This is a genomic window from Streptomyces sp. CNT372 (genome assembly GCF_000377145.1).
Map to the genome: position 1 here is coordinate 256,994 of NZ_KB897784.1, position 13,372 is coordinate 270,365.

The 13,372-nt window shown below is 74.0% G+C and carries 11 protein-coding genes; 4 read left to right on the forward strand and 7 right to left on the reverse strand.

Annotated features, from left to right (window positions below):
* Positions 1 to 349: 349 nt before the first annotated feature.
* A complete protein-coding gene (locus C593_RS0120100; protein ID WP_078521681.1) occupies positions 350 to 1,516 on the reverse strand; it encodes a DUF5685 family protein in 1,167 nt (388 codons plus the stop codon).
* A gap of 291 nt (positions 1,517 to 1,807) precedes the next feature.
* On the opposite strand from C593_RS0120100, the gene C593_RS0120105 reads away from it, so the two are divergent.
* Positions 1,808 to 2,242 (forward strand): cell division protein SepF, encoded by a 435-nt coding sequence (locus C593_RS0120105; RefSeq protein WP_018849105.1) that lies wholly within the window; start codon positions 1,808 to 1,810, stop codon positions 2,240 to 2,242.
* 128 nt (positions 2,243 to 2,370) lie between these two features.
* On the opposite strand, the gene C593_RS0120110 is transcribed toward C593_RS0120105, so the two are convergent.
* Together C593_RS0120110 and C593_RS0120115 are read right to left on the reverse strand one after the other, a co-directional pair.
* A complete protein-coding gene (locus tag C593_RS0120110; protein ID WP_018849106.1) occupies positions 2,371 to 3,561 on the reverse strand; it encodes an acyl-CoA dehydrogenase family protein in 1,191 nt (396 codons plus the stop codon).
* Positions 3,562 to 3,752: 191 nt separating this feature from the next.
* Positions 3,753 to 5,612: an MFS transporter gene (locus C593_RS0120115; RefSeq protein ID WP_018849107.1), complete on the reverse strand. Its 1,860-nt coding sequence runs from the start codon at positions 5,610 to 5,612 to the stop codon at positions 3,753 to 3,755.
* A 433-nt stretch (positions 5,613 to 6,045) separates the two neighbouring features.
* Here C593_RS0120115 and C593_RS0120120 point away from each other — a divergent pair, with 433 nt between their 5' ends.
* Positions 6,046 to 7,032, forward strand: a complete 987-nt coding sequence (locus C593_RS0120120; RefSeq protein WP_018849108.1) for a phosphatase PAP2 family protein — start codon at positions 6,046 to 6,048, stop codon at positions 7,030 to 7,032.
* 84 nt (positions 7,033 to 7,116) lie between these two features.
* Here C593_RS0120120 and C593_RS0120125 read toward each other — a convergent pair whose 3' ends face one another.
* From C593_RS0120125 to C593_RS0120135, 3 genes are all read right to left on the reverse strand, one after another.
* A complete protein-coding gene (locus tag C593_RS0120125) occupies positions 7,117 to 7,332 on the reverse strand; it encodes an I78 family peptidase inhibitor (protein WP_018849109.1) in 216 nt (71 codons plus the stop codon).
* Between the two features lie 329 nt (positions 7,333 to 7,661).
* Entirely contained in the window at positions 7,662 to 8,579 is a 918-nt protein-coding gene (locus tag C593_RS0120130; protein WP_018849110.1) for a hypothetical protein, read from the reverse strand.
* Between the two features lie 63 nt (positions 8,580 to 8,642).
* On the reverse strand, positions 8,643 to 9,929 hold the full coding sequence (locus C593_RS0120135; RefSeq protein WP_026277880.1) for a glycosyltransferase: 1,287 nt from the start codon (positions 9,927 to 9,929) through the stop codon (positions 8,643 to 8,645).
* A gap of 444 nt (positions 9,930 to 10,373) precedes the next feature.
* Here C593_RS0120135 and C593_RS0120140 point away from each other — a divergent pair, with 444 nt between their 5' ends.
* Together C593_RS0120140 and C593_RS33400 are read left to right on the forward strand one after the other, a co-directional pair.
* A complete protein-coding gene (locus C593_RS0120140; protein WP_018849112.1) occupies positions 10,374 to 11,153 on the forward strand; it encodes a hypothetical protein in 780 nt (259 codons plus the stop codon).
* Between the two features lie 290 nt (positions 11,154 to 11,443).
* On the forward strand, positions 11,444 to 11,809 hold the full coding sequence (locus C593_RS33400; RefSeq protein WP_018849113.1) for a hypothetical protein: 366 nt from the start codon (positions 11,444 to 11,446) through the stop codon (positions 11,807 to 11,809).
* 77 nt (positions 11,810 to 11,886) lie between these two features.
* On the opposite strand, the gene der is transcribed toward C593_RS33400, so the two are convergent.
* The gene (der, locus tag C593_RS0120150; protein WP_018849114.1) at positions 11,887 to 13,335 is read right to left on the reverse strand and encodes a ribosome biogenesis GTPase Der; all 1,449 of its coding nucleotides are present in this window, start codon (positions 13,333 to 13,335) and stop codon (positions 11,887 to 11,889) included.
* Positions 13,336 to 13,372: the final 37 nt, after the last annotated feature.

Below are 13,372 nucleotides of genomic sequence, written 5' to 3' on the forward strand. Positions count from 1 at the left end.
ACGCGTCCCCGTTCACAGCGCCTTCACAGGTTCACGGGACGCTCCGGCCGCCCGCCGGAACCCCGCACGGCCTCGGAGTAAACGCCCCCGCCACACATCGGGGCCCCCGCCCGGGGAGCCGGACGGGGGCCCGATGTGCAGATGTGTGCAGGTGTGCCGGAGGGCGTTCCTCACCGCCAAACGACCCCAACGACTCTTCGGCAAGGGACCGTTCACCCGCCGAAAGCACATGGACGCCGACCATCCTCCGCCGGCCTTCGCGCGCCGCTCGCTCCGGTCGAGGCAGCCGAGGCCCGCCCCCTGCGCCGATCGCCTCGGGTCGCGCCCACCCGCGCCCACCCGCGCCACCTCAGCAGTCGCAGCAGTCGCAGCCCTCACAGCAGGAGCAGCCGTCCCCGCAGCAGGAGCAGCAGTCGCAGCAGCTTCCGCAGTCGCAGCTGTTGCAGAGCCCTTCGCGGCGCTGCCCGCTCCACGGGTCCTCGAAGGTGCCGCAGCACATCTGGCAGGTGCAGGCGAGTCCGGCCCACACCAGGCAGCCGGCGATCAGCCCGCGCCGGTCGCGGCGCGGGGGCTCCGGGGGCAGCGGCCCGCCGGGGCCGCCCGGTCCGCCGGGCGCGTAGGGGTTGCCGGGCGCGTACGGCCCCGGCTGGTGGGAGCAGGTCGTCGTGCCGAAGGCCCGGTCCACCGAGGTGCGCAGCTCGTGCGCGAGGAGGACGTGCACGAGCCGGTCGTCGGCGAAGTCGGCGTCGCGCAGGGCCAGGCGTATGCCGTGCAGGGCGTCGTCGGCGAGGCGGCGCGCCTCGGCGAGGGAGGTGCCGGTGGCGGAGAGCGGGTTCCAGGCACCCGACGCGGCGTCAGCTTCCCTGTCCTCCACGGCGTCCAGCAGATGCGCGAGCCGGCCGAAGAGGCGGCCGGCCTCCGCGAGGGGAGCCGCGTTCGCGGGACGCCCGGCGAGACGGGCGGTGTGCGCGAAGGCGGCCGCGGTGGCCGTCTCGGTCGGTTCGGTGACGGCGAGCAGCGGGGTGCCGGGGCCCGCGAGCGCCTCGATGCCGCCCTGCCGGTCGACGGCGTCGACGAGGACGCCGGTGTCGAAGCCGAGGGCGGCGCCCGAGCGGGCGCCGGCCCGGTCCCAGCCGGCCGCGACCCGGCGGGCCGCCGCGGCGACCGGCCGGCGGGCCAACATCCCGTCCCCGTCGGCGACGTGGTCGCGCACCTTGGCGGAGGCCAGGACCAGGGAGACGGCGGCGGCGAGGCGGGCGCCCTCACCGGTGGCGACGGGCGCGGTGCGCATGGCCCGCAGCGGGCAGGGACCGGCGGTGCGCCGCTGCCCGGGGGCACGTGCGGCCTGAGCCTCCGTCAGGACCGAGACGATCAGGCCGTCGTAGTTCGTCACGATACGGGCGAACTGTCCGTGGTCGGCGCGCAGCGCCAGACAGAGCCCGCACAAATGCGCCATCCACTCGGCCTTCAGGCGCTCACCGAGCCGGTGCGCGCACGGTCTGACGATTCCGAACAAGTCGGCCCCCCGTGAGTCGTTCGACAGATCGGGGGCATCGTATCGACGTGCCCGTTCACCCGTACGCCCCCGGCCTCACCCGTCTGGTCCGACTTTTATATTTTGATCCCCCCATGCCCCCTACACAGGAAGAACCTTGACGAATCGCCACATCTTCTGCACCAGTACCGTCACGAATCCCCTGCGCGGCGACTATCCACTTGGCGCGCGATCCGCATTATGGACGACCATAGGGGTGCGGATACGACAGAGACCGCAGTGGGACCACTGCAGCAGCGGAAGGAGGCGTCCATGGGTTCGGTACGCAAGGCGAGCGCCTGGCTGGGACTCGTCGAGGACAACGACGGGCGTTACTACGACGACGAGTACACCGAGGGTGCGGACAACGGTGACGCGTGGGTCACCGACCCCCGTGTGCGCGTGGCCTCCGAGTCCGCCGCGGAGGAGGGCCGCCGGATCGCGACGGTCTCCCCGGACGGTTTCCGCGACGCCCGCGGCATCGGCGAGCTGTTCCGCGACGGCGTACCCGTCATCGTGAACCTGACGGCGATGGAGGCCGGCGACGCCAAGCGCGTCGTGGACTTCGCCGCCGGTCTGGCCTTCGGCCTGCGCGGCTCGATCGAGCGGGTGGCCCAGCGGGTGTTCCTGCTGACCCCGGCGGACACGCAGATCGTCACGGGCGACCCGGCGGGCCGTTCGCAGGACGGTTTCTTCAACCAGAGCTGAGCAGGGTGCCCCGCCGGCCCCCGCGTCTTCGGGAGCCGGCCCCGACGGACGCGGAGCCGGCCGTACCCGCCGGTCCCTCCGACCTTCCGTCCGTCCGTCCGCAGGCGAAATGCCGTCCGGCAGCGCGGTCAGCGGAAGGCGTCCAGGCCGGTGAGCGCCTTGCCCAGCACCAACTGGTGCATCTCCACGGTGCCCTCGTAGGTGAGCACCGACTCCAGGTTGGTGGCGTGCCGCATCACCGGGTACTCCAGCGAGATCCCGTTCGCCCCCAGGATCGTCCGCGAGGTGCGGCAGATCTCGATGGCCTCGCGCACGTTGTTCAGCTTGCCGAAGCTGACCTGCTCGGGGCGGAGCCGTCCGGTGTCCATGCGCCTGCCCAGGTGATGGGCGAGCAGAATCCCCTTGTGCAGCTCGACGGCCATGTCGGCCAGCTTCGCCTGGGTGAGCTGGAAGCCGCCGATGGGGCGGTCGAACTGCTCGCGGGTGCGGGCGTAGTCGAGGGCGGACTCGAAACTGGCGCGCGCGGCGCCCATCGCCCCCCAGACGATGCCGTAGCGGGCGTGGTTGAGACAGCTCAGCGGACCGCGCAGCCCGCGGACCTCCGGCAGCACCGCGTCTGCGGGCAGCCGGACCCCGTCCATGACCAGTTCGCTGGTGACCGAGGCGCGCAGGGACCACTTGTGCCGGATCTCCGGGGCGGAGAAGCCGGGGGTGTCGGTCGGTACGACGAAGCCGCGGATGCCGTCGTCGGTCTGGGCCCAGACGACGGCCACGGCGGCGACCGAGCCGTTGGTGATCCACATCTTGCGGCCGGTCAGCACCCAGTCGGAACCCTCGCGCTTGGCGTGGGTGCGCATCCCGGCCGGGTCGGAGCCGTGGTCGGGCTCGGTGAGGCCGAAGCAGCCGATCAGCTCGCCCGCGGCCATCCCGGGCAGCCAGCGCTGCTTCTGCTCCTCGGAACCGAACCGGTGGATCGCGTACATGGCGAGGGAGCCCTGCACGGAGACCAGGGAGCGGATACCGGAGTCGGCGGCCTCCAGCTCCAGGCAGGCCAGCCCGTACTGGACGGCGGTGGCGCCCGCGCAGCCGTACCCCGCGAGCGACATCCCGAGCGCTCCGATCGAGCCGAGCTCGCGCGCCAGCTCCCGGATGCCGGGCAGCTCGCCCTTCTCGTACCACTCGGCGATGTGCGGCAGGACCCGGTCGGCGGCCCAGGCGCGCACGGTGTCGCGGACGGCCAGGTCCTCGGGGGCGAGCAGATCGTCGATGCCCAGCGGGTCGGCGGGGTCGAAGGACGGGGGCTTCGAGGGTGCGGACATGGTGAGGGGCCTCCGGCAGCTCTGACGGACGAAAACTAGCAGTGCTAGTTACGGCACTCGACGTTACGGCTCAGTGTGCGGCGCGTCCAGACCGGGCCGGTCGCCATTCCGGCCCCCGCACCGGGTCCGTCGCGGTCCGGCCGCCGCACCGGGCGGTGCGGCTTGGCCGCCGCGCGGAGCCCGTCGCCGTGTCACGCGCGGGACCGGGTCGCAACCGGCGCCTCGTCCGGCTTCCGGACGCCGGGGACGGTGCGATCGGGGACGGCGCGATCGGGGACGGCGCGTTCGGAAGCGGCGCGGTCCGGCACGGCACGATCCCGCACGGCACGATCCGCGGCCGGGGCGGTGGCCTGTTGCCCGGCGCCGTGGCCGCCCGGCAGGTGCGGGGCCGCGGACTCCCGGGCGGGCGGGACGCGCACGGCCTCCCGCGCGGTGCCCGCCGGGACCGGCCCGGTCGCCGTCCCGGCGGCGGCCGGCGCACCCGGCGCCGACGCCTCCGCCGCCGCGCACGCCGTCACCGACTCCATCCGGCGCGGCAGCCGCACCGCCGCCAGCGCACCGAGCAGCAGCAGACCCGCGCTGACCACGAGGGTCAGATGCAGTCCGTCCACGAAGGAGTGCCGGGCGGTCGTGCGCAGCAGTTCCCCCGCCGCGCCGCCGAGCCGTTCCGCCTCCTGGTACGCCTCGCCCAGCGAGTTCGCCGCCGCGGAGGCGGCCGAGGAGGGCACCCCGGCGAGGGAGGCGACGGACGGCCCGTAGGCCGCGTTCATCACGCTGCCGAGGAGTGCGATGCCCATGCCCGCGCCGAGTTGGTACGAGGTCTCGCCGATCGCCGCCGCGCCGCCCGCCTGCTCCGGCGGGGCCTCGCTGAGCATCGACTCGTAGGCCGCGAACAGGGTCGTCTGCAGGCCGAAGCCGAGGAGCACGAAGCCGGTGGTGAGCAGCAGCGGCCGGTCGTGCTGGCCCATCAGGACCAGCAGGAGCACGGCGCAGGCCGTGAGGACGAAGCCCCAGCCGACCATCCGGCGCGGCCCGACCCGGCGCAGGGTGTACGAACCGGTCGCACCGGCGGCCATCGCGGCGAAGGTCAGGGGCAGCAGCCGCAGCCCGGTCTCCAGCGGGCTCAGTCCCAGGATGAGCTGGAGGTACTGGACGGCGATGAGCTCCAGGCCGACCAGGGCGAGCATCGCGAGGACGATGCAGCCGACGGAGGTCGAGAAGGCGGCCCGGGAGAACAGGCGCATGTCGATCAGCGGATGCGGCCGCCGCTTCTGCCGCCGGACGAAGAGCACGAGCAGCACGGCCCCGAGGAGGAGCGGCCCGGTGGCCCGTACGTCGAGGAGTCCGGCGCCCGCGCCGAAGCGCTTGACGCCGAGCACGAGGCCGAGGACGCCGCCCGCGGCCATCAGTGCGCCGAGCACGTCCCAGGGGCCGTCCGTCCCGCCGCGCGACTCCGGGAGCAGCCACCGGCCGACGGGAAGCACCAGCGCCATCAGCGGGATGTTGATCAGGAAGACCGAGCCCCACCAGAAGTGCTCGACGAGGAAGCCGCCGAGCACCGGTCCGGTCGCCGCGCCGACGGCGGCCACGGCGGTCCAGATGCCGATGGCGGTGGCGCGCTCGCGCCGGTCGGGGAAGACGTCCCGCAGGATCGACAGGGTGGCGGGCATGATCATGGCGCCGCCCAGGCCGAGCAGGGCGCGTGCGGCGATCAGCACCTCGGGGCCGGGCGCGAACGCGGCGAACGCGGAGGCGACGCCGAAGACCGCGTAGCCGAGAAGCAGGAGTCTGCGGCGGCCGGCCTTGTCGCCCAGCGTGCCGAACATGATCAGCAGCGAGGCGCAGACCAGCGGATAGGCGTCCACGATCCACAGCAGCTCGACGCCGCTGGGGCGCAGGTCCTCCGTGACGGCGGGCACCGCGACATGCAGCACGGTCGCGTCGAGGGCGACCAGCAGCAGGCTGACGCAGAGGACGAAGAGGACGACCCAGCGGTTGGCACCGCCGCCGGCGGCGCGCAGGCGTGCCCCGGCCGTGGTCGTCACGGACATGTACGAACCTCCCGTAGTTCCTCGCGCTCGGCGGACCGGCCCGGGACGTACTGCTGGGGAATCCCCTGGCCACCCGGCATCGACGGGCGAGTGAGCCGTCAGCGTACGCGAGTTCCCGCCTGGTGCGCGTGGTCGATCTCTCACCGCGTCACCGGCCCCGGTGTGGCGTACGCCACTCCCCCGGCGGTCCGGCGGCCGGCGCGGGGCGGCTGAACGGCACACGAATTCCGCGCGGGAGGCCGGTGAACCATTTCCCGGAGGACCCCGGAAATCGTGGCCGGACCACCCGTGCGGCGAATAGGGACATCCGCCTCGGCGTTTTCCCGCCGGGCCGGGAATTCACGTGGACCTGAGACCGACTCCACATCACATAGGCATCACGAATGGAGTGGATCGACCGGACCACACACTCACTCGCTGTAACGTCGATTGGGTGCGTACCGACATCTTTGCCCGGCTGGACCGGGAGCCGGAACCGCCGAAGATAGAGATCCCGCGGATGAGCCGCACCCGTCTCGCCCTCTTCGGCGGGACGTCCGCGTTCTACGCGGTCATCGTCGTCGCCGTGCTGGCGTCGACGTGGCTCGTGACCCTCGACTGGAAGCTGATGCTCTTCCGGCCGTACGAGCAGTGGCCCGAACCGCACGCGTTTCTCGACTACTTCGTGGTGCTCGGCCAGCGCGGTCCCACAGCCGTGATGGTCGCGGCATGGCTGGGCTGGCGCTCCTGGCGCCAGCACACCCTCAGGCCCCTGCTGGTGCTCGGCGCGGCCCTGCTGCTGCTGAACGTCACGGTGGGCGCGGTCAAGCTCGGACTGGGCCGCCTCGGCCCCCACTACGCGACGGAGATCGGCTCGGCCGAGCTCTTCGCGGGCGGCGATATATTTCCTTCCGGACATACCGCCAACGCCGTGGTGACCTGGGGCATTCTGGCCTACCTGGCCACCACGCCGAGGGCCCGCCGCTACCTGTCGGCCCTGTCGGCCGTGGTGTCCCTGGGCGTCGGCCTCACCACCGTCTACATCGGCACGCACTGGCTGAGCGATGTGCTCCTCGGCTGGGCGGCGGGGCTGCTGATCCTGCTGGGCCTGCCCTGGTGCGAGCCGCTGATCGGGCGCACCGAGGCGTGGGTCCTGGGTCTGCGGGCCCGCTGGCGGGCCCGTGGGACGCTCACGCCGTCCCGGCCGGTCGCGGCGGGCGGCCCGCGCCCCGGGCTGGTGCCGCAGCCGGACCGGATGCCGCAGCCGGAGGGCGGCCCCGCGCCGGAGCACGTCGCGGTGGCGGGCGGGCCCCGGTCCGGCGGCGGTACGACGCGGACGAGCACGCACCCGGCGCGGCCGCACGCGCGCTCGGAGCGTTCCCCGGTGACGCCGGCCGGGAGCCGCCGGCCGCCGCACTCCCGGCCGCTGACGGGCGGCTGACGTTCGGCTGAGCGGGCGGGACCACAGGCACGCGCAGGGGGCCCGGCACCGTCGTGCCGGGCCCTCAGCGGGTACCGGGGCGCGTCAGCCCTTCCAGCAGCGGATCACGATGCCGTCCCGGACCTCGAAGTTCAGCCGGCCGACCAGGTACTCCATGGTGATGATCGAGCCGGGCGGGAGCGCCCTGACGGTCGACCAGCCGCGTTCACGGGCCTGCCGCTCGGCCGCTTCGGCGCCGAGTCCCACATAGGAGTCGGGGACGTCGCCGGGTTCGTCGGACGGGGTCGGTATGGGTGCCATGCACCCCACCGTAGGCGGCAGCGGACGGTGACGGAAGCGGGCGGCCGATCACCCGGAGCATGATCGCGTACCCTGGCGGTCACGCTTGTGTCACAGGATCTCGACAGCCCTCCGGCCGCCTCCGGACTCGAACTCGTTCACCCGAACGGGCTGTCCGCACTCGTTCGGCCGACAATTGCCGGACTTTCCGCGATCATGCGAAATTCCTGACGGAGAAATTTCCCCGTATACCCCGGCAGAACGAATTGACACGCGCGGGCTATTCACATTTTCAGCACAGCATCGCCCTATTCCTCCCCGGGGGATCCGCCGGGGCCGAGCCGGATCGCTCAGTCGGCTACGGCCAGGACGCGGACGCAGAGGTCGTTGTCCTGGGTGTAGCAGGGCGCCGCCCGGTGGGAGCCCGTGCGGTGCTCGGGGTAGACGAAGACGGCCGCCCGGTCCCACACGTCGTCCAGGATGCGCGCGACGCGCACGGCGGCCGCGCCCTCGGCGGGACGCAGCCACAGCTCCCAGTACAGGTCCTCGCCGTCCGCCGGGACCAGCGGGGCGTAGGGGACGGTGAAGGAGAAGGCGTCGCCCTCGCCGTCGGCGGGCAGCTCGTGGACCGGGGCCGGGGAGGCGTCGTGGACGCGGCCCGCGGGAGCCGCCGCCCGGGAAGGCTGCCGGGGCACGGACACCAGGGGAACGGCGGAGGGGAAGGAGTCCCCGCCGGGCAGGCCGGGCACGGTGGCGGCGGCCGCGAGCCGGACCTCGGCCGTCGCGCCCGGCCCCAGCGCGGCGCCGTGCAGCCGCCCGGTGACGGTCACGGCACCGCGGTCCCGGTCGACGCGGAGCGCCCCGGCCTCCGCGTGCGGAGTGCGGACCCAGGAACGGACCGCGAGGCGGTCCTCGGCGAGCGGATAGGGCACCCGGATCACCGCGCGGCCCGCGTCCGGGGCCGGCCCGTCGACGAGGACCCGCAGGTCCCGGACGCCGGGGACGACGGCCCGGCCGTCCTCGGTGAGCACCTCCCAGTGGCCCTCCGGCAGAAGGTCCTCCGGCCCCAGCAGGGCGGTGGCCGTGCCGCCCCCGGCGGCGGTCAGCGGCAGGCGCAGCTCCTCGGCGGGTCCGGGGCCGAGCCGCCTCAGCAGCAGCGCGGTGGTCCCGCCGGTGCCGGAGACCCGGAAGGCTATGCCGCCGGTCGCGTCGGCGGCGCAGTCGGCGCGGGCGGTGAGACGGCCGACCGTCGTCGTGGACGTGCTCATGTGCTCTTCCTTCTCCGGGGCTGCGCGGGGCTCCGGGGCCGCGAAGCCCCGGGCCTGCGAGGATCACCCCCGCCGCTTCCTCCGGCGGATCACCTCCGCGGCAACATAACGCAGGGAGTAGGCGGCGTCATAGAGCGAGCTGCGGCCCCGGTGCCACGCCTCGCGGACCGCTCCGGCCCCGCCGGCCCGGGCCCCGGCCGCCACCAGCGCGGCGTACAGCTCCTCGTGGCGCCGGGCGATCACCGAGGGGTCGAACCGGGCCGACGAGGCGAGGGCCGCGCGGGCGGTGCGGCGGCGCAGTGCGTCGTCCCCGATGAGTTCGAGCAGGGCCCCGGCGACCGCGTCCGCGTCCCCGACCGGGACCAGCCGCCCGTCCACGCCGTCCTCGATGATCTCGCCCGGTCCGTGCGGGCAGTCCGTGGACACCACCGGCAGGCCGCAGCGCATGGCCTCGACGATGGTCATGCCGAAGGACTCCAGGCTGGAGGTGACGGCGGCGAGGGAGCCCTTCACCCACTCCGCCTCCAGCCGGTGGGCCGTGCCCATCAGGAAGACGTGGTCGTCGAGTCCGCGCTCGGCGATCAGGGCCCGCAGGCCGTCCTTCTCGTTGCCGGTCGCGTCGCCGCTGCCGTAGATGCGCAGCTTCCAGTCGGGGCGGGCGGCGACCACCTGGGCGAAGGCCTCGATCAGGACGTCGTAGCGCTTGACCCGGGTCAGCCGGCCGGCGGCGACGACCCACTTGGCGCTCTGGTCGGAGGGCTCGACCACGGGCGCGGGCACGCTGTTGGGCACCGCCTCGATCCGCACACCCGGCAGCGAGAGCTGCGTCCGGTAGGCGCGGGCGTCGGCCTCGGTGACGGTGGTGACGGCGTCGAGCACGGTGTAGCGGTGCCCGATCTCCCGCTTGAGGCGGTAGCCGTGGCTGTCCAGGGTGAGGTGCTCCTGCGCGACGCGGACCACCCCGCGCGGAGCCTGGCGGGCGATGTGGACATTGAGCCCGGGGCGGGTGCCGATGACCACGTCGGCGTCGAGGGCGGCGAGATGGGCCGCTATCCGCTGGTCGGTGAGGCGGCTGTACTGGCGGTGGCGGCCGTCGCCGCGCGGGAAGACCTTGGCGGGCCGGGCGGCGAGCGGGTCGTCCCCGTCGTAACCGGGGCTGTCGCGCCGAAGGTCGACGAGGTGACGGAGGGTCACACCCGCTGGGGCTCCCATGGTGGGGTCGTCACGGTGGCGGAAGACGGAGACGATCTCGACCTCGTGCCGCTTGGCCAGCTCCTCGGCGAGGTTGAAGGTCGTGCGGATCGTGCCCCCGATGCCGTACGCGTTGTGCAGCAGAAATGACATACGCATGCGTCGCCGCATCCCCCTGGTGTCGTGCGTGTGGTGTGGTGCGTCTGTTGCCGGGTGTCCCGTCGCGCGCCGTACGTCCCGGTACGCGGTGCGCGGTACTCCGTCGAGCGGTGGCCCCCCCTTGGTCACGGGGGGAGTTCCCGCCAGGACTGTACTCGCCGATCGGCCCCCGGCCGGGAGCCGGGGCAGGGCCCGCCCTCGGGCGCCCGCGCACGCGCCGGTCCCGCGCGCCCGCCGCCCGCGCGGCGGACGCGGTCCGACGAGCCCGCGCGGCCCGGGTCGGCGCGCCCCCCGCCACGGCCGCGCGGCCCGCGGGCGGAGCGGGCCGGACACGATCGGCCGGGAATCGTCGCCCCCGACGCGTGACCCCTCCCCCCTGTCCCCCGTTGACCTCTGTGAGCCGGGACCCGCCCGGCGCCCGTCATCAAGTCCGAGGAGCCACCCGTGCCGCGCATGCTCGATGTCAGCGAGGACGTACGCGCCGAGATCGGCGACGAAGAGGCCGAGCGCCTGCTCGCCGGCCACAACGCACCGGGCAGCTACGACTGCACGTCCTGCCGCACTCCGGGCGACTCGGAGCAGGAGCGCACCAGCACGGTGCTGTTCGTGGGCGACGAGACCGCGGTCCTGGCCTTCGCCCACGCCACCTGCATCCCCTCGCAGGTGGTCCATGTCGCCGAGGAGCAGCTCCAGGGCGCCGTCCGCTCCATCACGGGCGAGGAGCCGCAGGTTCCGGGGGCCGCTCCGCAGCAGGCGGTGCTGGGTGTCACCAGCGGCCTCGTCCTGATCGACGGCGATCTGCACCCGGCGCTGGTCGTCGAGCCCACCGCGCCGATCGCCCGGCCGGGCACGGCGGGCAACGGCGGGGACGACTTCCTGCCGCTGCTGATCGAGCACGGCTTCCACCCGGTCTCCGACGTCGAGCAGGTCCCGGCGCAGCTGCCGGGCTGGTCGGTGCTGGTGGCCATGGGGCAGCTGCACGCGGTGCTCCAGCCGGGGACGGCCGGTGGCAGCCCGGTCGCCTGGTGGCAGGCGCACCAGCCGCTCCAGGTCACCGACGGCTGGCGCACCGCGGCGAACCGGACCCACACGGTCCTGGTGTTCGCGGCCCCGGTCGGCTCCATCGGCCAGCAGCCCCGCGAGGACCTGCTGCGGGACGCGCTGGAGAAGGCGGCGGCGAACGGCCGCCTGGTGGCCGCGGCGATGCCGCTGGCCGGCACCTGACCGACACCCCGTCTGCCCGGACCGGCGGCACGGGCGGTGCCGGGAGCCCCCTCCCTCCCGGCGCCACCCGTGCCGCCTTGCCGTGCGCGCCGGGCTCCCCATGAGGCGGGCGTGTCCCGGGAGTTCCCGCGCGGCCGTGGCGCATCGCGGCATTTCACGGCGCGTTCCCCGCGTCCGGCCGGTGTGCTCCCGGGCCCCTGCCCCTGTGCCCGCCGGGCGCTGACCGCGCCCGCCACAACGCGACCGCCCCCAGCCCGCATCCGCAGGGCCGCCCGCTTCGTTGCAGGTACGTGCACACATACGACCCAGCCCGCGAGCCGTACCAGAACCCGATCCCCTCGATGCGCCTCGCGCGTGACGGCTCGTCGGGGGAATCCCCGACGCCGATCTACGACGCCCTGTACTCGGAGTACCTGAGAGCGTTCAAGACGCTCCCGGGCGACCGCAGCGGCGAGGAGCACCTCGGGTTCCGGGCGTTCGGAGCGACGGGGCTGCACAGCAGCCGGGGCGCGCACGCGCGGCGGGCGGACGGGCACCCGGGCCAGTTCGCCCCGGTGGCCCACCAGGGCAACAACTGGCAGCCGTACCACCAGGTCGTCCGCCCCCACCACGGACAGCACGCCGCCCTGCCGCCGGCGCCCCGCCGCGGGCTCTGACGTTCCACGGGGGCCGAACGCGCCGATGCCCGGACCGGTGAACCGGTCCGGGCATCCGTCCGCCGCCGGACGTCACGTCACTTCTTGCGGCCGCGCTTCTCCCGCACCCGCACCGAGATGTGGATCGGCGTGCCCTCGAAGCCGAACTCCTCGCGGAGCCTGCGCTCCACGAAGCGCCGGTAGCCGTGCTCCAGGAAGCCGGAGGCGAAGAGGACGAACCGCGGCGGCTTGGTGCCCGCCTGGGTGCCGAAGAGGATGCGCGGCTGCTTGCCGCCCCGGATCGGGTGCGGGTGCGCGGCGACCAGCTCGCCGAGGAAGGCGTTCAGCCGCCCGGTCGGCACCCGGGTCTCCCAGCCCGCGAGGGCGGTCTCGATCGCCGGGACCAGCTTCTCCATGTGCCGGCCGGTGAGGGCGGAGACGTTCACCCGGGGCGCCCACGCGATCTGCCCCAACTCGGTCTCGATCTCCCGCTCCAGGTAGTAGCGGCGCTCCTCGTCCAGCGTGTCCCACTTGTTGTACGCGATCACCATGGCGCGGCCGGCCTCGACGGCCATGGTGATGATGCGCTGGTCCTGCACGCTGATGGACTCGCTCGCGTCGATCAGGACGACGGCCACCTCCGCCTTCTCGACGGCGGCGGCGGTCCGCAGCGAGGCGTAGTAGTCCGCGCCCTCCTGGAGGTGGACCCGGCGGCGGATACCGGCCGTGTCGACGAACTTCCAGGTGACGCCGCCGAGTTCGATCAGCTCGTCCACCGGGTCGCGGGTGGTGCCCGCCAGTTCGTTGACGACGACGCGCTCCTCCCGGGCGACCTTGTTCAGCAGGGAGGACTTGCCGACGTTCGGGCGGCCGATCAGCGCGATACGGCGCGGGCCGCCGGGCGCCGTGCCGAAGGTCTGCGCGGGGGCGTCCGGCAGGGCCTCCAGGACCGCGTCGAGCATGTCGCCGGTGCCGCGGCCGTGCAGGGCGGAGACCGGGTGGGGCTCGCCGAGGCCGAGGGACCACAGGGCGGTGGCGTCGGCCTCGCCGCTGGGGCCGTCCACCTTGTTGGCGCACAGCACCACGGGCTTGCCCGCGCGGCGCAGCAGCTTGACGACGGCCTCGTCGGTGTCGGTCGGGCCGACGACCGCGTCCACCACGAAGACCACCGCGTCGGCGGCCTCGATCGCGTACTCGGCCTGGGCGGCGACGGAGGCGTCGATGCCGAGTACGTCCTGCTCCCAGCCGCCGGTGTCGACGACCTTGAAGCGGCGGCCGGCCCACTCGGCCTCGTAGGTGACCCGGTCGCGGGTGACGCCCGGCTTGTCCTCGACGACCGCCTCGCGGCGGCCGATGATCCGGTTCACCAGGGTCGACTTGCCGACGTTCGGGCGGCCGACGACGGCCAGGACGGGCAGCGGGCCGTGCCCGGCCTCCTCGATGGCGCCCTCGACGTCCTCGACGTCGAAGCCTTCCTCCGCGGCGAGCTCCATGAACTCCGCGTACTCGGTGTCACCGAGTGCTCCGTGGTCGTGCTGGTCGTTCATGAAGTCCGTTCCTCGTTCGTCGGCCGGGCCGCCGCAG